The organism is Legionella sp. PC997 (assembly GCF_014109825.1).
Lineage (GTDB): Bacteria > Pseudomonadota > Gammaproteobacteria > Legionellales > Legionellaceae > Legionella.
On record NZ_CP059576.1, the window covers coordinates 1,720,958 to 1,744,720 of the forward strand.

A 23,763-nucleotide genomic window follows, 5' to 3' on the forward strand; every position below is an offset into this window, starting at 1 on the left:
ATGCGCAATAAGATATTGACGCTATATGCTGTATCTTTTGTTTTGGGTATTGTAGTTGGTCTTGTAGGATCAACATTTCGATTATCAATCGATGTACTTGTTAATCTGTTGAATAATTTTTTTCGGTTGCTGAGTATCCATGGATGGCCATCCGGTTTGATTTCAGGATTGGTCTCTATGGTTATGGTTTATGCTGCTTATTTTGCTGTAAAGCATTATGCTCCTCAAGCATCGGGCAGCGGGGTTCCTGAAATTGAGGGTACTTTACTTCATTTAAAAACCATAGTTTGGCATCGATTATTACCTGTAAAATACTTCTTTGGAATTTTAGCGCTTTCTGCCCAGATGATTTTGGGTCGAGAGGGCCCCACAATTCACATAGGTGGTAGTTTGGGAGAAATGCTCGGGAGTTTATTTAACCTAACTCGCCGTAGAAAGGACAGTTTGATTGCTTCAGGAGCTGCTGCAGGATTGGCAGTTGCATTTAATGCCCCTTTAGCAGGGGTTATTTTTGTCATGGAAGAAATGCGCAATCAGTTCAATTATTCTTTTACTAGTTTTAGTATGGTAGTAATTTGTTGCCTTACAGCTACCGTTATTCTCGATTTGATCATTGGTCCACAACCCACGATACCAATGGATGTATTTGAGTTTCCTCATCTCGATTCTTTATGGTTGTTTGCTTTATTTGGCATCGTGGTAGGTTTTGTAGGCCTTTTATTTAATCTCTCTTTAATGAAAACCCTAGCCCTCCTGGATAAGTTTAATTCAAGACAGAAATCATATTATGTCTTAATCGTAGGTTTTCTGATTGGTTTTTTGGCTGTATACCATCCGTCCGCAGTAGGGGGGGGAATGCATATTATTCACCAGGCCTTAACCTTATCACCTGGTTTTAGCTTTTTATGTTTTCTTCTAATAGTTCGATTCATAGGAACGATGGCGTGCTACGGGACATCTGTACCTGGAGGAATTTTTGCTCCTATTCTCTCCATAGGGACACTTCTTGGTTTGGCTATATTCCATGTTTTAGAAATGTTGCATATTGATTTCTTAACACAGCCAGGGATGTTCGCAGTGGCCGGAATGGCTGCGTTGTTTGCTTCATCCACTCGTTCTCCAATAACTGGAGCAGTATTGGTGGTAGAAATGACGCATAATTATTATTTAATTTTTCCTGTAATGATGGCCTGTATTACTGCAACAATAGTGCTACAGCTTACTCCGAATGCGCCGATCTACGAGCAATTATTAAATCGTGCTCTTCGTTTGGATGCTGAGAAAGTTAAATCCAAGAAATAATGGTCCCATGATCTTTGCCATGCGCAGCTTAAACTATCCCCCTCTGGATGAGGGGGAGGAAAATCAATCGACATGCACAACAATTTTACCGAAATGAGTGCCTGATTCCATATGCTGGTGCGCCGCTTCAATTTGTTCCAGTTTAAACTCCGAATCAATAATAGGAGTTAATTTTTTTGTCCTAAGGTCTTCCATCCATGCTTTATGCACTTCAGTCCACAACTTGTTTTTCTCTTCAAGAGATTGAGAGCGCAGCACAAAGCCAATAATTTGCAATCGTTTACGCATAATCAGAGCGAGGTTGCATTCCACGCTGCTTCCTTTGAGGCAGGCAATCTGGATGAGTTTACCTTGAGGTTTTAATAAATGCAGATGTTTATTGAAATAATCTCCACCCACAAAATCTATAATTAAATCAACACTATGATCTTCAATTAGGTCTTCAAAATCTTGCCTACGATAATGGATGACTTGATCGGCACCGAGCTTTCGCGCTTTTTCCAATTTATCATCAGTTCCTACTGTAGTGATCACGTGTGCCTGGCTTAATTTTGCCATTTGAATTGCCAAGGAGGAGATTCCACTTCCTGCACCATGAATCAGTAAGGTTTGGCCTGATTTTAGCCTCCCTAGATCAAACAAAGTGGCATACACAGTGGTTAAGGATTCAGGAAGTGCTGCAGCGAGTGCATAATTCCAAGTATCTGGGATGTGCTGAGCTAGTGAAGCTTCTACAGGACAAAATTCAGCGTAGGCACCACTACCCACTAATCCATAAACCTTATCACCAGGTTTAAATTGGGTTACATTCGCACCCACCGCAACGATGTCTCCTGAAACTTCTAGGCCAAGAACTTCAGACTCTCCGGGTGGTGGGGGATATTTACCATATCGTTGCATAATATCAGCGCGATTGAGTGCAGTTGCTTTCACATGCACTAAAATTTGCGACTTACTGTATTCAGGCGTAGGGCCGTTTTCAATAATCAATCGATTGTGTGGTCCTGGATTTTCAATATGTACGTAGCGCAAAATATATTCCTTAATCAAGAATTAATTGGAGCTTGGTCCGGCGGAATGGAACTAAGAAATTTCAGTAACAAGCATACCTTAATTACCGTGCGCAGTACCTAGGCTATTTTTACTACTTTACTTAAACATCCATACCTATATAATGCTTATACAGACCCTCTTATATATTGGGCAATGGCTAAATTCAATCACCAACGTCTTTCTGCTTGGCTTTTTATAATTCCACAACTTGTTGTTACTCTGATGTTTTTTATTTGGCCTGCATGTAATGCATTATTGCAGTCTTTTTTTTATACGGATGCTTTTGGCCTCCATAAAAAATTCGCAGGATTTTCCAACTTTGTGGATCTCTTTCTCGATCCAGGGTACAGCAAAGCAATAGGGGTAACTTTTATTATCGCCTTTAGTGTGACGTTTTTCACGATGAGTTTAGGCCTCTTTATGGCCATATTAGTGAATAATCGAGGTAGGACGCAAGGGTTTTATAAATCTTTATTAATTTGGCCTTATGCTGTAGCGCCTGCAGTAGCAGCAATTTTATGGCGCTTTTTATGCCATCCGACTTTAGGATGGTTGACTCATATTTTGCAATCTGTTGGTATCAATTTTGATTATGTTAATAATGTAAACCAGGCATTTGGAGTGGTTATTCTCACAGCCAGTTGGCAGCAATTCAGTTATAATTTTTTATTTTATCTCGCCGCACTTAAAGCAATTCCTTCGTCTTTAATTGATGCAGCAATTATCGATGGGGCTTCGGGTTGGCAACGTTTTTGGCAAATTATTGTTCCACTTCTATCACCCACAACTTTTTTCTTACTCATTATGAATTTAATGTATGGTTTTTTTGATACTTTTGGCATTATTCAAGTGATGACGCATGGCGGGCCTGGTAATAGTACAACTAACCTAATTTATAAAGTCTATCAGGATGGGTTTGAAGGAATGGATTTGGGAAGTTCGTCAGCCCAATCTGTATTACTAATGCTTATTGTCATCCTTGTTTCTTTAGTGCAATTTAAATACCTCGAAAAAAAGGTTCATTACGCATGAAATCATATGTAGCTCGTATTTTATCACATGGATTTTTATGTTTTTTTGTTTTTTTGATGTTGTTGCCTGTGTATTTGGCATTGGTCGCTGCCAGTAATGAAGGCAGTGTTATGATGCAATCTCAAATACCTATAGTTCCAGGTCCATTGCTATTTAAAAATTTAAAAGCAGTGATGACTGAAGGTTTGTCAGTTACCGGTGGGGAACCTATTACCTCCATGTTGTTAAACAGTTTTTTTATGGCCATGGCTATTGCTTTGGGAAAGATTATTTTTGCCCTAGGTTCGGCTTTTGCCTTAGTTTATTTCGACTTTCCTTTTAAAAAATTATGTTTTGCTTTGATCTTTACTACTATGATGTTGCCTATAGAAGTTAGGATCGTTCCTACATTTCAGGTGGTTGCTTCTTTTGGATTATTAAACTCTTTTACCGGCTTGACATTACCTCTATTTGTATCGGCCACAGGAACTTTTTTGTTCCGTCAATTTTTTAAAACCATACCCCCTGAACTTGTGGATGCAGCTAAATTAGATGGAGCAGGGGCTGTTCGTTTTTTCTTTGATATTGTTTTACCATTATCCAAAACTCAAATCGCATCATTATTTGTTATTTTGTTCGTGTACGGTTGGAATCAGTACCTTTGGCCATTAGTGATTACTACAGAAACAAAAATGGCTACAGTAGTTATGGGCATTCGATATTTAGCAGGAGTGGCGGATCAAGTTCCACAATGGCATTACATTATGGCTGTTGCATTGATTGCTTTGATTCCACCTTGTATGGTGGTGATGTTAATGCAGCGCTGGTTTGAAAAAGGGTTAAAATAAGCATGGCAACAGTCAGTCTCATTGAAGTTTCGAAGAATGTTGGATCAACCACGATTCTTGATAACATAAACGTGAGCATTAAAAAAGGTGAGTTTATGGTAATTGTTGGTCCGTCGGGATGCGGAAAAACCACCTTATTACGTTTAATTGCAGGGCTAGATGATATAAGTTCTGGATCTATTCTAATTAACAATCAATGCGTTAATGAGATACCTCCAGCAAAAAGAGATATGGCTATGGTTTTTCAAAACTATGCCCTTTATCCTCATATGACTGTATTTGATAATATGGCTTATGGATTAAAAATGAGGCGTTTTAAAAAAGCAGACATTAAACGTCGAGTACACGAAGCAGCCCAATTATTGCATTTAACTCCTTATTTAGAGCGAAAACCTCAAGCTCTTTCGGGAGGGCAAAAGCAACGAGTTTCTATGGGAAGGGCTATGGTACGTTCCCCGGCTGTTTTCTTATTCGATGAACCCTTATCGAACCTTGATGCAAAATTGCGTACAGAAATGCGCCATGAAATTCGCCGCCTACACCAACAACTAAATACTACCAGTTTATATGTAACCCATGATCAAACGGAAGCAATGACTATGGCGGAGCGGGTTATGGTCCTTAATCAAGGTATTGTTGAACAGATCGGAACACCCCAGGAGTTATATCAAAAACCAGCTACTTTATTTGTGGCAGGATTTACAGGACAATATCCGATGAACTTAATATCAGGGATCTACAATAAATCGAGCCACACTGTAGATACAGAGTACGGAGTTCGTTATCCTGTTCCACAGCTAAAGCAAATTCTTGAAGATAAGGATGAATTAGTTTTGGCGATTCGAGCGGAACATGTTTTGCTTAGTTCTGAAAGTAATTCACAAGCCATTCCTATTGAGATTGAATTTGTAGATGATATGGGGGCAGATAAGCTCGTGCGCGCAAGATGTATTAAAAACGCTCCATCATTAAATTTGCGCATTTCAGCAGATCAATCGATCTCAAGTGGACAACTCTGGATAGAACTACCTAAAATGAAGTTACATCTTTTTCATAGTAAATCGGGAAAACGTATTGGAGAATGGAGTGAGTAAAGAAAAAAACAAACTAAAACCAATTGATACTCCAATTTACCGCTATTGGTCTGCATTGTATATGTCCTTCTATTCACGACTTCTTTACGTCGATGTTGGAAAACGATGGAAGGGACTTGGTATAATTTATTTCTTGTTAGCCATCGCTGTATTTTCTATTCCATTCTCTTTAAGACTGAGTTTCAGTTTAGATCAATCGTTTAGAGAACAGATTACTAATCCTTTGTCAAAAATCCCAGTTTTTTATATACAAAATGGCGAAGTATTTCTTAATAAGCCTATGCCTTATTTTGTTAAGAACGATAAAGGTGAAGTCGTTGTGATTATTGATACTACAGACAAAATCAATGATTTTACTACGGATTATCCTTACCTTACGATTTTGATCAACAAAAATAAAATTTCTTTGAAGGTGCCGAGCTTGACGTTGTTTAATATGCCCGAATCCAAGCCTAGCAGGGGAGCTCCAATCGTTCAATCCTTTGATAAAGGAACAAATGCCGTTTTTGATGGTAAAAAATACGCTGAAAATAGCTCAGTACAAAAATTGAAATTTTTTTCAGAACTATTGATTTACCCAATGGTTGTTGCAATGTTTTTTTCCATGTTTTTGGTTATTTACCTTGTCTTAGGATTTCTAGGGCAAGTTTTTTCAAATGTATTCTTTTCTTTTAATGTAACCTTTGCGCAATCATGTAGACTTTTAGCTGTTGCCTCAACCCCTATGCTATGTTTCTTGTTCATTTTGTTAATTTTTAATTTTCTTTTCCCCGGTTCTGGATTCATTTTATCGGCATTACTTGTCATATATTACAGCTTCTCGCTGTATTCGTTACGAGCAGAAAGCAGAAGAATGGCTCGTGTATAAAGAGTAACAATAGTTTGTAAGGCGAATTGAGGACATTATGAAAGAGTTGATTCATTTTGCACATGGAAATGGCTTTCCCGCTTTATGTTATAAGCAAATGCTAAATCATCTCGAGAAAGAATTTGATTATTGTTACATTGACCGAATTGGTCATGACCCTTTATTTCCCGTTTGTGAAAACTGGCACAATCTGATCTCTGAGGTATTAAGCAGTATTAAAAGACAGGCCAATCGTCCGGTTATTGCTGTTGGACACTCTTTAGGTGGTGTTTTAAGCCTGTTGGCGGCAATCGAACAACCTGAATTATTTAAAGCAGTTATTATGCTGGACTCCCCTTTAATTGGTACGTTTAAATCGAGTATGGTTCGCTTGGCGAAAGCGCTAGGTATTATTGATCGAATTACCCCGGCATTTAGAACCCGCGGTCGTAGAATGTATTGGAAAGATCATGATCAATTAATGGACTATTTAAAGACTCGCGATTTATTTAAGACCTTTACGGATGAGTGTTTAAATGATTACATTAATTATGGTCTAGAATATAAAGATGATGGTTATTATTTACGCTTTGATCGACATATTGAATATCAAATTTATCGCACAATTCCACATGTCATTCCAAGTTTTGAAGGTAAGTTATTAATCCCCGCAGCATTAATTTATGGTGACAAAAGTACTGTGGTTGGTAAAATGGATGTGCGCTACATGAAAAAATACTTTAATGTAACAAGTATGAAAACCAAAGGGACCCATTTATTTCCCATGGAACACCCGTATGTCGTGGCAAAACATATTATAAAAATTGTGTCTGGTTTAAACTGAAATAGTACTAGAGGTCAGAAGACCTAAAATAATTAAGGAGAATAATGTGCTAAATGCTATTTTAACGCTCATGGTCATTGGAGCTGCAGGGATATTGCTCACCAGGCAAGCCGCAATTTCAGTGTGGGCTATTAGCTTTGCTCTATTTACTGCTCTTGTCTTTACTTATGGTTCTCCAGGGTTGGTGACTCAAATAATACTTGTTTTGATTGAGTTGATTTTAATTGCTGGTGCAATAAAGCCTCTAAGACGAATATTATTATCCAAACATTTTTTTAAAACAGTAAGTAAAGCGATGCCCGCTATGTCTGCAACGGAGCGAGAGGCTCTGGAAGCAGGTACTGTAAGTTGGGAAGGGGATTTATTCAGTGGCGCACCAGATTTTTCAATATTAAGAAATGCTCCTACAGTTCGATTGACCGATGAAGAGCAAGCTTTTCTTGACGGCCCTGTAAATATTTTATGCTCAATGATCGATGACTGGGATGTAACTCATAACCTTACTGATTTGCCTCCAGAAATCTGGCAATTTATCAAAGAAAATCGATTCTTAGGTATGATTATTCCGAAGCGCTATGGCGGTCTTGAGTTTTCTGCTACAGCTCAAATGTCGATTTTAGTAAAAATCTATGGGCGTTCCATAACGGCGGCCACAACAATTTCTGTACCTAATTCATTAGGCCCAGGGGAACTATTGCTTAAATATGGAACCGAAGAACAAAAAAATTATTATTTGCCACGATTGGCCGATGGCCGAGAAATTCCATGCTTTGCTTTGACTGGACCTAATGCAGGTTCTGATGCAGCATCTATCCCAGATAAAGGGGTAGTATGTCATCAAGAAATAAATGGTGAAAAAGTATTAGGCATCCGCTTAAATTGGGATAAACGTTATATTACTTTATGTCCTGCAGCAACAGTAATTGGATTGGCCTTCAGATTATTTGATCCAGACAACTTATTAGGTAAGGGTGAAGATGTAGGAATTAGTTGTGCGTTGATTCCCGCCAATACCCCAGGAATTAAAAAAGGGCGTCGCCATTTTCCATTAAATACTGGATTTTTGAATGGTCCAACTCAAGGTAAAGATGTATTTATTCCTATGGACTATCTCATCGGGGGAGTCGCCATGGCTGGATGTGGCTGGCGCATGTTGATGGAGTGTTTAAGTGCTGGTAGAGCCATATCTTTACCTTCGAGCGCGAACGGGGGTGCCCAAGCTGCTGCTCTAGCATCTGGCGCTTATGCTCGCATTCGCAAACAATTCAATCAACCAATCGGTAAGTTTGAAGGGATTGAAGAACCTTTGGCCAGAATTGCAGCGAATACTTATATTATTGACGCGGCTTTAACAATGGCTGCAGCTGCTATTGACAATGGAGCCAAACCCTCTGTAGTGGGTGCTATATTAAAATACCATACCACTGAGCGTGCAAGACAAGTCTCCTGTGATTCTATGGATATCCATGGCGGGAAGGGTATTTGTCTTGGCCCTAATAATTATTTAGGTAGAGGTTATCAAGGATCGCCCATCGCAATTACCGTTGAAGGGGCGAATATATTAACTCGTAGTTTAATCATTTTTGGTCAGGGAGCAATTCGCTGCCACCCTTATGTATTTAAAGAACTTGAAAGTATTAGACATAATGATTTGGTCGAATTTGATAATGCGTTTTTTGCTCATGCTGGATTTATTCTTGCTAATTTTACCAAATCAGTCATTTTTGCATGGACAGACGCGCACCTATCCAAAGCCCCTGTGAGTAGTGTGAAGCGTTATTACCAACTCGTTCATAAATACAGCGCTAATTTAGCATTTCTTGCTGATTTTTCGATGACTGTTCTAGGTGGTGACTTAAAGCGAAAAGAGAAATTATCTTCACGACTAGGGGATATGTTGAGTGCCTTATATTTGGTTTCAGGAGTTTTGAAGCGTTTTCATGAAGATGGAGAGCCAAAAGTAGATTTACCCTTAGTTGAATGGAGTTGTCAGCAATTATTGTACGAATGTGAGACAGCAATGCACGGTGTCATTGTGAATTTTCCATCGGGTTGGGCACGAATCCTTTTACGCTTAATTATCAAACCTCTCGGTAATTTAAGAAACAAACCCAACGACCAATTAGGTCATAAATTGGCTCGAATTCTAATCGAACCTGGAGAGACCCGTACGCGTTTAACTCGTTTGGTTTATAGTAAGGCTGGAGACAATTGTCCTTTAGGACGTATGGAGGAGGCATTCTATAAAATCTGTGCTGTGGAGGAGTTAGAAAGAAAAGTAATGCGGGCTGTCAAAGATAATGTTTTAAAATCGCTGACCTTGCTTGATCAAATCAACGAAGCGTTATCTTGTGGATTATTAACTGAGGTAGAGGCAAAGCAATTAAAAGAAGCCGAGTTGGCCCGACAAGATGTAATTAAGGTAGATGATTTCAATGATGAGGATCTGCGTCGACCTCACCCAATAAAATCTATCAAAGGCAAAAAAACTATAGTTAATAAAGACGATATAGAATCCGAGATGATTGATTCCTAATTTCTACGATGAGCGAGTAAATTAATCGCTGTAATTCATACCTATTCCTTGTGGGGGCCTCAGTGGCTCCTCTTTTTTTATAGAATATGCTAAACACTTCCTTCTCTTTTAATTATAAACATAGACTATACTTAGAAAAGGCTATTTATGTATCATAAATATGCTTGTCTGCAAGCCAAACTCCTTAAGTATTAGGGATAATATAAAGTACGGAGGTAGCATGAAACTAGGGTCGATGGATGACAATCTCATGGTAGCCAGGCTAGTGGGTTTATTTATGTTATTAATATCCACGTTGACCTTTGCAGATCCTCCAAATCAAGTCGCTCGATTAAGCTATATCAATGGAGCTGTGAGTTTTGTCCCTGCTGGGGAAACCGAGTGGGTTGAAGCCTCCCTTAATAGACCCCTTATCACAAACGATCAGATATGGTCAGATACTGGAGCTCTTGTTGAAATGCAATTGCCAGGAGCTGCTGTACGGATGGGGAGTCAAACGAATTTAAAGATTTTGAATCTAGATGATGAAACAGCACAATTTCAGATTACCCAAGGAACTCTTGTTTTAAGCATCAGACGTATCAATGCAAATCAAACTTATGAAGTTGATACTCCAAATTTAGCCTTCGTCATTACAGAACCTGGATATTATCTTTTCGATGTGACCACAGAAGATGATACGACTACAGTGAGTGTGAGAATGGGGCAAGGTGTAGCATATGGAGAAAATGCATCTAACACGGTAGGCGTTGGTTCCTCATGCAGTGCCACAGGAACTGATCTAGAAAATTTTCAGTGTACTACGCTTGCAGAAGCCGATGATTTTGAGCGTTGGAGTTTAGAGCGTGATAAAATGACAGGTACAGTATCAACTCAATACATTTCTCCAGATACCATTGGATATGAAGACTTGGGTAATTATGGATCTTGGACTGAAGATAAACAATATGGACCCGTTTGGTATCCAAATAATGTAGAAGAAAATTGGGCTCCTTATCAAGAAGGGCAGTGGATATGGTTAAGTTCTTGGGGATGGACTTGGGTAGATAATCAACCTTGGGGATTTGCGCCATTCCATTACGGCCGTTGGGCCTTTATTGAAAATAGATGGTGCTGGGTTCCAGGACCAATAGGGGCTCGTCCTATCTATGCACCTGCCTTGACTGTATTTATTGGGGGTAATAACTCAGAATTTATGCTGGATGGTGGATATGGCATTGGTTGGTTTCCTCTAGCACCAGGAGAGCCTTACATTCCTCCTTATTATGTTAGTCAAAATTATTTTAATCAGATCAATCTGAGTAATACAGTAATTAATATTGCTTACATCAATAATATTTATAGAAATCAACATATGAAAATCAATTACAAAAATGCAAAGATTGCTAATGCAGTTACTGTTGTACCCACTAAAGATTTCATCGATTCCAGGATGGTGAATAATCTTCGTTCACGTATTCCTCATCAACAACTTTTTAATGCAAAAAAATTAAATGTTCCTCCTGTAGTACCGCAACCTAATAGTATCTATGGAGGCAAAGGCTTGAGTAAGGCAATACCTCCTGCCCAAGTACTATCAAGGCCAATTATAGTTAAAACCCAACCTTCTTCGGCCCCACCTCCTTTCTCAAAAGTTCGACCTCTGCTTTTGAAAAATAAAGGTAAACCCCTTACTCCAGCTGAGATTCAGAATATAAAGCCCGGGAAAAATTTCCAAGCTGTTCAACCATCAGCCCCGGGTAAACCAGCTATTATTAAGCAATCACCACCCGTATTGGTTCATCCAGTTCCTGGAACTTATCAAACTCCAGGAGGACAGCCAGGGACGAATGTACAACCTGGGACAATTCTTGATCATGGCAAAAAAATTCATCCATACCCTAATGTTCAACCAGGTACGAATATACAATCCGGCCCCAAAGTAAAACCAGGTACAAATGTACAACCTGGAACAATTATTCATCCTGGTAAAAAAGTGCATCCATATCCTAATGTACAGCCAGGACCGAATGTGCAACCCGGGTCTAATGTCCAGCCTAATCCAAGTATTCCTAAGACTAAAAAAGTACGTCCATATCCTAATGTACAGCCAGGACCAAATGTGCAACCCGGGTCTAATGTCCAGCCTAATCCAGTTATTCCTCAGACTAAAAAAATACGTCCATATCCTAATGTACAGCCAGGACCAAATGTGCAACCCGGGTCTAATGTCCAGCCTAATCCAGTTATTCCTCAGACTAAAAAAGTACGTCCGTATCCTAATGTACAGCCAGGACCAAATGTGCAACCCGGGTCTAATGTCCAGCCTAATCCAGTTATTCCTCAGACTAAAAAAGTACATCCGTATCCTAATGTACAGCCAGGACCGAAGGTACAACCAGGCCCTAATATCCAACAGGGTCCAACTTTTCAAAAAGTGTATCCAAATTCTAATGTTCAACCTGGACCAAAGGTTCAACCTGGACCAAAAATTCAAATACAACCTGGGGTAAGTGCTCCACCTGCGCCAGTTGTTCACCCGAAACCTAAGGGTTCTACAAATCCAGGAATGCAAAATCAGCCATTGGTGCCATAGAAATTGCATCAATCAACATTGAATAAAACTTTCAAAAGAGTGAGGGGCCTTGAATTGATCGCACTTGGAAGTGAGAACTCGATATTCAATGAAGTTAGGGGTTCAGAGAGCACAAGGAATATCGAGAATTTTCTCAAATGATTTGTAAAATCAGAATTTAACTTAAATAGAATCTTAGAAATTGTCAACGCGTGAGCTATTAAAAGAAATGATTAAAATATTTAGCTCTTTGAAAATACCAGGGGAATTTAAAGGTTTTTATTAAAAAATACTTTTAAAATAGGCGACTTGGCAAATTGATTCCGCGTAATATCCTTTATTTCAATATAAGTTTCAAAAAAAAGTCTAAGCGTTTTCCTTTACATCATCTGGCATAGTGATATTTAGTTCAAGCACTGAATTATCTCCCATACGTTCAAGGTTCACACTTACTTGATCACGCGTGACATGCACGTATTTAGCAATAACAGCGAGGATTTCTTCCTGAAGTTTAGGTAGATAGTCCGGAGTATTACGTTGAGAGCGTTCGTGAGAAATTATTATTTGCAAGCGTTCTTTAGCAACAGATGCGGTAGCACTTCTTCTACGTAAGTAATTGAAAATACTCATACTGTCACTTCCTCCTTGTTTTTGCTGAATAAGCGACGCAATAATCCTTTACGATCATTACTTATGAAGCGCATTGGTCTTTCTTCACCGAGAAAGCGAGCAATTGCATCTTGATAAGCAATACCGGCATCACTTGTTTCGTCAAGAACTACTGGTGTACCTGTATTTGAAGCTTTAAGTACTGATTTTGATTCGGGAATAACGCCTATTAATGGAATAGCTAATATTTCTTTTACGTCAGTAACCGAAAGCATATCACCACGCTCAACGCGCTCTGGGTCATAACGTGTTAATAATAGATGTTCTTGAATTGGTGTTTTATTCTCAATGGCTCTTTTAGTCTTGCTCGCAAGTATTCCGAGTATTCGATCAGAATCACGTACAGAGGAAACTTCTGGATTAGTGACTACAATTGCATGATCAGCGAAATACATAGCCATTAACGCGCCAGTCTCAATTCCAGCAGGGGAGTCACAAATAATAAAATCAAATTCTTTGGCAAGATCATTAAGTATTCTTTCTACCCCTTCGAGAGTCAATGCATCTTTGTCTCGAGTTTGTGATGCAGGAAGTATAGCAAGATTTGCAATTCGTTTATCTTTAATTAAAGCTTGGTTAAGATTGGCTTCGCCATTTATAACGTTAATAAAATCATAAACAACTCGACGTTCACAACCCATGATAATATCGAGGTTTCTTAAACCAATATCGAAGTCAATAACGACAGTTTTATGCCCTAATAATGCAAGGCCCGAAGAAATAGCTGCAGAAGAAGTAGTTTTGCCTACTCCGCCTTTACCCGATGTAATCACGATTATTTTAGCCAACGCTGAACCCTTCCTATTATTTTTGATTCAACACAATATTTAACCAACAGTGTACACGTTTATTGATTAATAATTCAAGGGGTGCAACAGGGATCTTTGGAAAAACATTTTCCAATAATAATGAAGATCGTGGCATTTTTGATGGTTTGTAACAATTATTGATATTCTTGTTTTTTGAGTAGGAGATTATAATCCTAGGAGTAACGTGAATGATAACATAAGCAGTTTTAAGAAAAAAACAAAATATAATAAGTCTATAATTATACGATAAAATGTTGGGTTATTGTAAATTATCTGTTTAATTTGTCCACAATTTATAGTAAACTATTCGGTTAATTTAACTCCTCTAGTGAGAATGAAATGACTCTTTCTATTGTGCAGCAATCATTAACCTTCGATGATGTTCTCCTTGTTCCTGCACACTCTTTAATTCTTCCTAAAGATGTGTCTTTAAGAACAAAATTAACTCGCACTATTAGCCTAAATATTCCTCTCGTCTCCTCAGCCATGGATACTGTAACAGAAGCTCGTTTAGCCATTGCTCTGGCACAAGAGGGCGGTATAGGTATTATTCATAAAAATATGACGATTATGGCACAGGCTGATGAAGTCCGAAAAGTGAAAAAATTTGAAAGCGGTATGGTTCGGGATCCGATAACAGTAACTCCTAATATCACCGTTAAAGAATTACTCGATGTAATGACCAAATATAATTTTTCTGGTGTCCCTGTTGTGAACGGTGAAAATTTAGTCGGCATCGTAACCAGTCGTGATATTCGTTTCGAAACTAATCTATCCTTGAGCGTAGAACAAGTGATGACTCCTAAGTCAAAATTGGTAACCGTTAAAGAAGGTGCAAGTCGAGAAGAGGTGCGTAGCTTACTGCATAAACACCGTATTGAAAAATTGTTAGTCGTTAATGATGCGTTCCAATTACGCGGATTGATTACCGTGAAGGATATACAAAAAGCAAAGGAAAATCCTTTTGCATGTAAAGATGCTGCAGAACAGTTACGTGTAGGTGCTGCTGTTGGCGTGGGAGAGGGTACTGATGAACGCATTGAGTCATTAATTGAAGCGGGCGTTGATGTGCTTGTTGTTGATACAGCGCACGGGCACTCACAAGGTGTACTAGATCGCGTTAAATGGATTAAAAAACACCATCCAGATGTACAGGTAATTGGAGGAAATATTGCTACAGCTGCTGCTGCTCGTGATTTATATACTGCAGGTGCTGACGCTGTAAAAGTGGGTATAGGGCCTGGCTCAATTTGTACAACACGAATTGTAACTGGTGTCGGTGTACCACAAATTACAGCCATTGCAAATGTGGCACAAGAACTTAAAGGTAAAATTCCAATAATCGCTGATGGTGGAATTCGTTTTTCTGGTGATGTGGGTAAAGCCCTTGCTGCGGGTGCCGATACAGTAATGCTTGGAAGTATGTTTGCAGGAACAGAAGAATCACCAGGTGAAATCGAATTATATCAAGGTAGAACTTATAAAAGTTATCGAGGGATGGGGTCAATTGGGGCTATGGCTTCATCACAAGGTTCTAGCGATCGTTATTTCCAAGATGCCTCATTAGGTTCTGAAAAGTTAGTTCCAGAAGGAATTGAAGGACGGGTTCCTTATAAAGGATCAGCGCAAACAATTATTCATCAATTGTTAGGTGGTTTGCGTTCTTGCATGGGATATACAGGATGTGAAAATATCGAACAACTACATACTAAGGCAGAATTTGTACAAGTGACTAACGCAGGAATGAGGGAGTCGCATGTTCATGATGTCAGTATTACAAAACAGGCACCAAACTACCAGGTAGATAATTAATAATGAGTGATTTAAAACAACATCCTTTGCTGATTCTTGATTTTGGTTCACAATACACCCAATTAATCGCACGCAGAGTGCGGGAGTTAGGTGTTTATTGTGAAATTCATCCCTTCAATCTAACAAAAGAACAATTTACTGCGCTCAATCCTTGTGGCGTTATTTTATCCGGTGGCCCATCCACTGTAACTCACCATGAAAACCCTCGAGCACCTCAGTGGTTATTTACTGCGGGTTTGCCAATTTTAGGGATTTGCTATGGAATGCAAACCATGGCGGTACAATTAGGCGGTGAAGTACAGTCTTCCTCTCTGAGAGAGTTTGGCTACGCAGAGTTGAAGTTGCATGGTCACAGTAAATTGTTTTCACAAATTGAAGACCGATTGAATACTGATGGTAATGCATTATTAGATGTCTGGATGAGTCATGGGGATAAAGTCACTAAGTTACCGCTTGGTTTTAAGGTAATTTGCGAAACCAGAAACGCTCCAATCGCTGGAATGGCTGATGAAAATCGCCATATGTATGGAGTTCAATTTCATCCAGAGGTAACGCATACACTACAAGGAATGCGTATCTTACATCGTTTTGTGGTAGATATTTGCAAGGCTGCGACTAATTGGACATCCACACTCATTATTGAAGAAACAATTCATGCAATTCGTGAGCAAGTAGGTTCGGAACGGGTTTTGCTCGGCTTATCGGGTGGGGTAGATTCTTCTGTGGTTGCTGCTTTATTACATAAGGCAATTGGCAAACAATTGGTTTGTGTTTTTGTAGATACGGGCTTGTTGCGTTTTAATGAAGCAAGCGAGGTTATGGAGATGTTCGGCAAGCACATGGGTGTGGAAGTTATTTCAGTCCATGCGGAAGAGAAGTTTTTTACCGCTTTAAAAGGGGTTACCTGTCCTGAAGAAAAAAGAAAAATTATTGGACGTACCTTTATTGAAGTATTTGATGAAGAAGCACTAAAAATTTCGGGTGTTGCTTGGTTGGCACAAGGAACGATTTATCCTGATGTGATTGAATCAGCTGCAACGAGCACAAATGGTGCCTCTGTGGTAATTAAATCTCATCATAATGTAGGTGGTTTGCCAGAGACATTGAATTTAAAATTATTAGAACCTATTCGCGAATTATTTAAGGACGAGGTTCGTAATGTGGGTCTTGAGTTAGGTTTGCCTCATGATATGGTCTATCGCCATCCATTTCCTGGACCAGGTTTGGGCGTGCGAATTTTAGCAGAAATCAAAAAGGAATATGCAGATATTTTGCGTCAAGCTGATGCTATTTTTATTGAGGAGCTAAGAAAAGCAGATCTTTACCATAAAGTTAGCCAGGCTTTTGCTGTATTTTTACCTGTAAAAAGTGTTGGCGTAATGGGTGATGGGCGTAAATATGATTATGTGATTTGTCTTCGTGCTGTAGAGACGGTTGATTTTATGACAGCACATTGGTCGCAATTACCTTGGGATTTCTTAGGCCATGTTTCCAATCGAATTATCAATGAGGTGGAGGGTGTATCTCGTGTAACCTATGATATTTCAGGAAAACCACCAGCTACTATTGAATGGGAGTAATTTAGAGTAGTGGAATTAGCACTAAATCGCTACGTCTAACCATATAATTAACATTTTTTCTATAATGAACGATCACTATTGGATGCAAAAAGCCTACGAACAGGCAATTCTCGCCCAAGCTGATGGAGAGGTTCCTGTAGGTGCTGTATTAGTAAGTAAAGACGATCAATTAATAAGCTCAGGACGAAATTGCATCCAAAAAAGTCACGATCCCTCGCAGCATGCAGAGGTATGTGCAATCAGGCATGCGTCACAACAGTTAAAAAATCATAGATTATTAGATACAACGCTTTATGTGACCCTTGAACCTTGTTCCATGTGTGCAGGACTAATTGTGCATGCACGTATTAGTCGGCTGGTTTTTGCAACCCGAGATTTTAAAGCAGGAGCTGCAGGCTCTGTTTATAACTTATTACAGGGGTACCCTTTAAATCATAAAGTTCAGATTGATGAGGGAATTATGCAAGCGGAATGTTCTTCATTGCTCACCGATTTTTTTCAAATATTGCGATAAATTTATTCAAAGTTTTTCTATTTGAGATAATAAAATTTACCCCAGTTTAGGTTGGTCTTTTTCCTGTACCTGGTGTTTTTCCACTTGCGTCTCCCCCTTGAAAAATCTTAAACTATCTTTTTCAACAGGTACCTTTTTTTTATCAAAGTCCAGGATGGCTTGATAAAATTGGTTAGTTTCTGGCTTTTGTAACTTTTTGGGGCTAAGAATTGCTTCCTCGGCAACTGTTTGGATTTTTATATATTTAGCGACCGAACTTAAAGTGGGGTCAGTTGCAATTTTATAAATACGGGCAACACGATGAGGAACAGTTTTCTCCTGTCCATCAATGATAATTGTCTTGCCTCCTCCTAATCCAAAAAAAACCCGTTTTTCATACCCCATTTTTTATTTCTTTTTTGAGTAGATCAATTACAAAACTATTAAAAAATGCATGGTATTCGCTATGGGGATTATTTTTCTTCAGATGTTACTTTGAACTGGCTAGTAATTCATGGATTAGTTTTTGTTTTAAAACTTCCTTTTCATCATTATCTAGTGATTGATTTTGTTGGTTTGTAATATAAAAAGTATCTTCTGCACGTTCCCCAGCAGTTACAATTTTTGCGTTATGCAAATGAATATTCAACATGGAAAATACTCTGCCTATTGTTGCAAGTAAACCAGGTCTATCTCCGGTCACTAAAAATAATCGAGTTTGATTGTAAGATCGTTCATTGTAATAATGGATTTGAGTTTTGACTGTAAAATGAGCTAAAGCTCGAGAAAGTCTTTTTCGAACAACGACAGGTAGTTGATTCGTTTTGGCAAGATGGGTGCATAAATCGTGTTGAATATCTAAAGAGCGTTGTTTATCAAAAAATGCCCGATTTTGCTCATCTAAAATGATATAGGTGTCTAAATCATACTGATTATCGCAGGTAAGAATCATGGCTTCTTGAATTGTAACATTATGATTACTCAAGACTGTAGTAGCAATAGCAAAGCGATCGTCCCGGTGAGGCATATAAATAAAAACTTCGGTTCCACCCTGGCTATGATGAGGCATAATCATGACTAAGGGGAATTTGGTGCAAGCAAGAATCGCTTTGGTATGGCGTGCGATGACTTCGGGTGATTCATGTAAAAAATATCTGTCTTTGAATTGTTTCCATAAATCGTCAACAGTTTTTTCTGCTACACCTTCTGTAAGTAGTATGGATAAAGCATATTGCTTTCTGGCTTTAATAAGCGCAGTTTCATCCATTAATTCTTGTTCTCGATGTAACATATGTTTTGCAGCACGATACAACTCTTTAAGCAGAGAGTCTTTCCATGAGTTCCACAAAGTAGGGTTAGTCCCACAAATATCTGCGACAGTTAACAAATAGAGATAATCTAAATAGTGTGGCTGGGGTAAGAGTTTGCAGAAATTCTTTATAGTATTGGGATCATAAATATCTTGTCGTTGCGCTGTTTGTGACATAAGTAGATGGTTGCGTACAAGCCAAACCAATAAATCACAGTCATCTTGATCAAGCGCATGATTTTTTGCAAAATTAGATGCTTCAATTGCGCCTAACTCTGAATGATCACCGCCCCGTCCTTTAGCAATATCGTGAAATAAGGCGCTTAGGTAGAGCAGTTCGGGCTTGTTTAAATTGGGCATAATTTGTACGCAGAGAGGAAATTGTTCTGAATAGCTTTTTTCTTTAAAGCGGGATAGATTTCGAATGACGAATAATGTGTGTTGATCTACTGTATAAACATGGAATAAATCATATTGCATTTGTCCGGTGACCAAAGCAAAACATTCCAGATAATGAGCCAGAACACCGTATCGACTCATTCGATGCAATGCTTCATAGGGTCCATCTTCGACTTTAAGAATACTCATAAACAACTCTGCTGTTTCTGAGGATGCTTTAAAACGTTTATTCATCAGATAAAGTGATTCTCTAATTAATCGGATAGTATTTGCCCTCACTCCTTCAATATCTGGGCGCTTAGCTATCCAAAGGAATAATTTTAGTAGTGCTTGTGGATGATGAATGAACACGCGAGTGTTTTTTACTTCAATGTAATTATTGGATAATTGAAATTCATTATCTAGGGGATACAACTTTTGCTTAGGAGAATGAGCAATGGTTTCATCAAACCATTGTAATAGCATCTCATTGAGTTCCCTGTTTCGTTTAATGACTTTGAAGTAATCTTTCATGAATTGTTCTATGGCTAATGAATGAGGTTTATCTTTATAGCCAAAAAACTGAGCTAATTTAATTTGATAATCAAAGGACAAGCGTTCTTCCGCTTTTTCAGCTAATACATGTAAGGCAAAACGCACCCGCCAAAGAAAATGTTGGCAATACGTAAGCTTTTCGTATTCTTTATCAGTAATGAACCCATAATTGATGCCATCTGCTAGTTTTTTAATGTTGAAATGTCGTTTTCCAATGCTGAGCAGAATCTGCAAATCACGCAGGCCACCAGGGCCATATTTGACATTAGGCTCCAGGTTATAAGCTGTTTCCCCATATTTAGCATCACGTTTTTTTTGCTCCTGAAGTTTAGCTAAAAAGAAATCCTGGCTAATCCACATATGTAGTGGATGAATCTGATAAATTAACTCCTCCATTAGCGGACCGCGACCGCATAATAGAAACATATCCAGGAGACTGGAAATAACCGTAACATCTTGACTCGCAAGTTCGGCACATGAAGAAACGCTGGTGATTTGATGGCTGAGATTTAAACCAACATCCCAACAATCTTGGATAAAATTTTGGGCATGGTTTAATTGGGCTTTAGAAACTTTATCAGAATGTAAGAGCAATATATCTACATCAGAATAGAGTATTAGTTCTCTTCGTCCATAACTACCCAGTGCAAGAAGACAAAAAACGTCATGATCCAGCTGATTTTTAATAAATAAATTAATAACCAGCTCATCGACAAAGGTTACTAATTTACGAATGATGGTGGTGATATTTGTTTTATAATCGAATTCTTCGCGTAGTTTTTCTTTAAATTGTTTTAGGTTATTTTTAAGGTCGTGTAATTCTGGAGTCATCCCTTGTTTCTCTGCATCCAGTGCCTGCGAAAAGGGATGAGTCTTTAAGTGTTTATTTTCGTTCTTCATCGCGCAAAGTCAAAATTTCTACACCGTTATCGGTTACCAACAAGGTATGTTCCCATTGGGCTGAAAGACTATGATCTTTGGTGACTACAGTCCATTGATCGGGCAATAATCGAGTATGATATTTTCCAACATTAATCATTGGCTCTATGGTGAAGGTCATACCTGGTTCTAACTTCATTCCTGTTCCAGGTAACCCATAGTGCAATACTTGCGGATCTTCATGGAAAATACGACCTATCCCATGACCGCAATAATCACGCACCACAGAGCAACGATTTTTTTCAGCATGCTGTTGGATAGCGTGACCAATATCACCTAAATGAACTCCTGGTTTTACCATTTCAATTCCAATAAACAAACACTCATGCGCTACTTGTACTACATGTTTTGCCTTGACTGAGGGGGAACCAATAATGAACATTTTGCTGGTATCGCCATGATACTCGTTTTTAATTACAGTAACGTCAATATTAATAATATCCCCATCTTTTAAAACTTTTTTACCTGGGATTCCGTGACATACTACATGGTTGACTGAAGTACAAATTGACTTAGGGAAGCCATTATAATTCAAAGGAGCAGGAATTGCTTTTTGTGTGTTCACAATGTAATCATGACAAATGGCATTAAGTTCATCGGTAGTGATACCTTCTTGTACATGTGGACCAATCATTTCAAGAACTTCTGCAGCGAGTTTGCCAGCAATGCGCATTTTTTCGATTTCATCAGGGGTCTTTATAGTAACTGCCATAGGGTGCGAATCCAAAAGTGTTATTTGATTGTTCAATATTTTTTGTTCCAATATATATAGTGTAGGCTAAACAATGTTATACGTATCGAACGATTTGGAACGAACATCATATTAGCATAACCGATGATGTATGTCATCGAATCCTAATTAGAGCCACTTTTATGGAATTCTAGAATTCATAGATATGACTTTATTGATCAAATAAGTATTAATTTAGTTTAAGTAGAATTTAATATGGCCACAATGTATACTCTTTGATTTTTTAATCGGAACCCGTGTATGCCCAAAAAATCAAAAGCAACCCTTTTAAAAAAACAAGAGGAACGAAGGGATGCTTCACTTTCAGTCAAGTTAAAGTCAAATCAAGTACAGCCGAATTCATTTTTTTCAAAAGATTCTAAAAAAGAAGCCAATCGATTGAAAAAGATAAAGAAATTAATTGAAAGTATTGGTATCGAAAATATGGAAGCCCAAAATTATATACCATCTACTGTGGACAAACCGCAATTAGTTCAAGTTATGTCTGTTAATTTGTTAAAGGAGTTTGGAGGCCTGGGTTTATATACTCATGCCAATATTCCAGCTCACACTTGTTTGGGAGCATATACCGGTGAACTGTATCCGACAGTAACTTCATTTAAAAAATATGTAAAGAAAATCCCAGGTGCGGATTGGAGTTATGCAATGACTCTTGGGCATACCGTTATCGATGGGAAAGATAAAGGAAACTTTACCCGATATATTAATTTCTCTGATAGTCAAGCCAATGTTGAGTTTCGAGAAACTGAAGTAAATGGTTTAAAATGTGTCATTGTAGTGACTACAAAAGATGTTCCAAAAGGGAAACAGTTACTGGTTGATTATAATTGCTACGATGAACGGGCTTCTAAAGAATATTTTTTTCTTAGTCCAGAAGATAATTGGCTATCCTCACAGGAAGTGCTTGACTCAAATTCAGGAGGGTATCAACTCCATGTTATGGAAACCGATTTTAAGCTGCTAAATTTAAGTGAAAAAGAAAGGATATATCTCACAAAAATTGGAGAATTGATTTTTTCTGGAAAATTTTTATCACACAACTCCCACAAGGTTAATCTCGATGAAATCAATCTTCCTTTTCTTAAAGCAAATTTAAAAGGGTCGGTTCTGGACTTTAATCAGGCGGATTCATTTAATGCCTTGATGTTAGCCAGTTATTTAGGGCAAGTTGCAAATATCAGATGGCTTGTTAAGAATCATGCCAACGTAGATCAACAACAAAATCACTCTGGAAATTGTGCTTTATTTTTTGCACTAGCAGGTTATGCGGACTGTGAGACAAAAAAACAACGACAGTCTTATTTGGATGCCTTGTGTCTTCTTGTTGACTCGCAAGCAAACATTTTAGTTCATGACCGAGAAGATAGAACTTTTTTGCATAAAGCAATTAAAACTCTATCTTTAAATGATTTTAAAGTACTAATGAGTCATATCATCGATCAACAGCAATTCACTCCCGAAGAAATTTTAAACTATATAGATAAAAATAATCAGGATATTTTCTTATATTGTCTTGCTAATAGAGCTTTTGATAAAGCTGCTGTTTTAATCCACCACTATTCTGATTTTTTCAGAAGCGAGTATTTTAAATATAATAGTAAATATGACGAAAAAATGGGAAGAGGAGCATTAGTAGAATTAATAAATGAATTTGATCAGGACGAAAAAAGGGCTCTATTTGAACTTTTAACGACTCCTAAACTTGATTTGGACGCTAACTTTATTACTTCGCTGAAATTAAGCAAAGACGAGCAATTTTCGTTCTCTAAATAGACATGTTCAACCCTGGGTATATCGCTACCCGGGTTATAGTCTGCTATTGATGTAAGGAATAGTAAATTTCAAGTTGACTTGGGACAATCGCCAATATGTCTACGGTCAGCTTTTTGTTCCAACATTTTTTCTTGAATATCTAATTGTTTCTCAGCGGTTAAATATATTTGTTTATACCAAAAAGACCCGTACTGGGTATATTTTTTGGGATCATATTTCTGGGCATCATGTCCAGTCACTACTTTAGGTTCTATTTCAGTTGGGTATTTTCCATTATGATTTGGAGTATATGCTAATAAGGATTCACTCGTATCTGGAGGAGTATTTAAATAGATAGTAATATCTTTTAATTTGATACAATTTTTACGTCCTGTATTGGTGCGTAAGGCTTCTTTAACTAGATTTTGCAAATCTATTATAGTTTCTTGATTTGCAAAACAATCGCTTAGTTTTTCTACCCCATTAAAATCATTTTTTTCAAGGGTCACTCTTTTAAAAACCATTCCAGGGGGAATTGTTATATAAATCATAGCATCTCCATAAGCGTAAATAATCACTGGAGTGTATCATAAACATTCAAAAATCCTATTTCTATGTCAGAAATTT

General features: G+C 38.1%; 19 protein-coding genes. 12 read left to right on the forward strand and 7 right to left on the reverse strand.

The genetic code is table 11. The annotated features are described in order from the left end of the window. Positions 1 to 1,302: a H(+)/Cl(-) exchange transporter ClcA gene (clcA, locus tag HBNCFIEN_RS07315; RefSeq protein ID WP_182393440.1), complete on the forward strand. Its 1,302-nt coding sequence runs from the start codon at positions 1 to 3 to the stop codon at positions 1,300 to 1,302. A 63-nt stretch (positions 1,303 to 1,365) separates the two neighbouring features. On the opposite strand, the gene HBNCFIEN_RS07320 is transcribed toward clcA, so the two are convergent. Further along, positions 1,366 to 2,334, reverse strand: coding sequence for an NAD(P)H-quinone oxidoreductase (locus HBNCFIEN_RS07320; RefSeq protein WP_182393441.1), 969 nt, complete (start codon positions 2,332 to 2,334; stop codon positions 1,366 to 1,368). A gap of 174 nt (positions 2,335 to 2,508) precedes the next feature. On the opposite strand from HBNCFIEN_RS07320, the gene HBNCFIEN_RS07325 reads away from it, so the two are divergent. The 7 genes from HBNCFIEN_RS07325 to HBNCFIEN_RS07355 all read left to right on the forward strand — a co-directional run bounded on the left by HBNCFIEN_RS07325 (position 2,509) and on the right by HBNCFIEN_RS07355 (position 12,110). Next, positions 2,509 to 3,387 carry a carbohydrate ABC transporter permease gene (locus HBNCFIEN_RS07325; RefSeq protein WP_182393442.1) on the forward strand — a complete coding sequence of 293 codons (879 nt, stop codon included), beginning with the start codon at positions 2,509 to 2,511 and terminating at the stop codon, positions 3,385 to 3,387. Continuing rightward, entirely contained in the window at positions 3,384 to 4,214 is an 831-nt protein-coding gene (gene ugpE, locus HBNCFIEN_RS07330) for a sn-glycerol-3-phosphate ABC transporter permease UgpE (RefSeq protein ID WP_182393443.1), read from the forward strand. The genes HBNCFIEN_RS07325 and ugpE overlap by 4 nt, the downstream gene beginning before the upstream one ends. 2 nt (positions 4,215 to 4,216) lie before the next feature. Continuing rightward, positions 4,217 to 5,308 (forward strand): ABC transporter ATP-binding protein, encoded by a 1,092-nt coding sequence (locus tag HBNCFIEN_RS07335; protein ID WP_182393444.1) that lies wholly within the window; start codon positions 4,217 to 4,219, stop codon positions 5,306 to 5,308. Then, positions 5,301 to 6,176, forward strand: coding sequence for a DUF1189 family protein (locus HBNCFIEN_RS07340; RefSeq protein WP_182393445.1), 876 nt, complete (start codon positions 5,301 to 5,303; stop codon positions 6,174 to 6,176). The genes HBNCFIEN_RS07335 and HBNCFIEN_RS07340 overlap by 8 nt, the downstream gene beginning before the upstream one ends. 37 nt (positions 6,177 to 6,213) lie before the next feature. Further along, positions 6,214 to 6,999, forward strand: coding sequence for an alpha/beta fold hydrolase (locus HBNCFIEN_RS07345; RefSeq protein WP_182393446.1), 786 nt, complete (start codon positions 6,214 to 6,216; stop codon positions 6,997 to 6,999). A 70-nt stretch (positions 7,000 to 7,069) separates the two neighbouring features. Continuing rightward, a complete protein-coding gene (locus HBNCFIEN_RS07350; protein ID WP_182393640.1) occupies positions 7,070 to 9,535 on the forward strand; it encodes an acyl-CoA dehydrogenase in 2,466 nt (821 codons plus the stop codon). A 220-nt stretch (positions 9,536 to 9,755) separates the two neighbouring features. Then, positions 9,756 to 12,110 carry a DUF6600 domain-containing protein gene (locus tag HBNCFIEN_RS07355; protein ID WP_182393447.1) on the forward strand — a complete coding sequence of 785 codons (2,355 nt, stop codon included), beginning with the start codon at positions 9,756 to 9,758 and terminating at the stop codon, positions 12,108 to 12,110. A 345-nt stretch (positions 12,111 to 12,455) separates the two neighbouring features. On the opposite strand, the gene minE is transcribed toward HBNCFIEN_RS07355, so the two are convergent. Both minE and minD read right to left on the reverse strand, forming a co-directional pair. Next, the gene (minE, locus tag HBNCFIEN_RS07360; RefSeq protein WP_182393448.1) at positions 12,456 to 12,719 is read right to left on the reverse strand and encodes a cell division topological specificity factor MinE; all 264 of its coding nucleotides are present in this window, start codon (positions 12,717 to 12,719) and stop codon (positions 12,456 to 12,458) included. After that, positions 12,716 to 13,546, reverse strand: a complete 831-nt coding sequence (minD, locus tag HBNCFIEN_RS07365) for a septum site-determining protein MinD (RefSeq protein ID WP_182393449.1) — start codon at positions 13,544 to 13,546, stop codon at positions 12,716 to 12,718. The genes minE and minD overlap by 4 nt, the downstream gene beginning before the upstream one ends. Positions 13,547 to 13,906: 360 nt before the next feature. On the opposite strand from minD, the gene guaB reads away from it, so the two are divergent. The 3 genes from guaB to tadA all read left to right on the forward strand — a co-directional run bounded on the left by guaB (position 13,907) and on the right by tadA (position 17,473). Then, positions 13,907 to 15,379, forward strand: a complete 1,473-nt coding sequence (gene guaB / locus HBNCFIEN_RS07370) for an IMP dehydrogenase (RefSeq protein ID WP_182393450.1) — start codon at positions 13,907 to 13,909, stop codon at positions 15,377 to 15,379. 2 nt (positions 15,380 to 15,381) lie between these two features. After that, positions 15,382 to 16,959, forward strand: coding sequence for a glutamine-hydrolyzing GMP synthase (gene guaA, locus HBNCFIEN_RS07375; protein ID WP_182393451.1), 1,578 nt, complete (start codon positions 15,382 to 15,384; stop codon positions 16,957 to 16,959). A 64-nt stretch (positions 16,960 to 17,023) separates the two neighbouring features. Continuing rightward, on the forward strand, positions 17,024 to 17,473 hold the full coding sequence (gene tadA / locus HBNCFIEN_RS07380) for a tRNA adenosine(34) deaminase TadA (protein WP_182393452.1): 450 nt from the start codon (positions 17,024 to 17,026) through the stop codon (positions 17,471 to 17,473). A gap of 36 nt (positions 17,474 to 17,509) precedes the next feature. Here tadA and HBNCFIEN_RS07385 read toward each other — a convergent pair whose 3' ends face one another. The 3 genes from HBNCFIEN_RS07385 to map all read right to left on the reverse strand — a co-directional run bounded on the left by HBNCFIEN_RS07385 (position 17,510) and on the right by map (position 21,345). After that, complete coding sequence (locus tag HBNCFIEN_RS07385) at positions 17,510 to 17,857, reverse strand: hypothetical protein (protein WP_182393453.1); 348 nt, start codon at positions 17,855 to 17,857, stop codon at positions 17,510 to 17,512. Positions 17,858 to 17,942: 85 nt separating this feature from the next. Continuing rightward, positions 17,943 to 20,525 (reverse strand): [protein-PII] uridylyltransferase, encoded by a 2,583-nt coding sequence (gene glnD, locus HBNCFIEN_RS07390; RefSeq protein WP_182393641.1) that lies wholly within the window; start codon positions 20,523 to 20,525, stop codon positions 17,943 to 17,945. Between the two features lie 52 nt (positions 20,526 to 20,577). Continuing rightward, a complete protein-coding gene (gene map, locus HBNCFIEN_RS07395; protein ID WP_182393454.1) occupies positions 20,578 to 21,345 on the reverse strand; it encodes a type I methionyl aminopeptidase in 768 nt (255 codons plus the stop codon). Positions 21,346 to 21,624: 279 nt separating this feature from the next. Between map and ankI the strand changes: the two genes are divergently transcribed. Beyond that, the gene (gene ankI, locus HBNCFIEN_RS07400) at positions 21,625 to 23,157 is read left to right on the forward strand and encodes a Dot/Icm T4SS effector AnkI/LegAS4 (RefSeq protein ID WP_182393455.1); all 1,533 of its coding nucleotides are present in this window, start codon (positions 21,625 to 21,627) and stop codon (positions 23,155 to 23,157) included. Positions 23,158 to 23,225: 68 nt separating this feature from the next. Here ankI and HBNCFIEN_RS07405 read toward each other — a convergent pair whose 3' ends face one another. Continuing rightward, positions 23,226 to 23,687, reverse strand: a complete 462-nt coding sequence (locus tag HBNCFIEN_RS07405) for a permease (RefSeq protein ID WP_182393456.1) — start codon at positions 23,685 to 23,687, stop codon at positions 23,226 to 23,228. Positions 23,688 to 23,763: the final 76 nt, after the last annotated feature.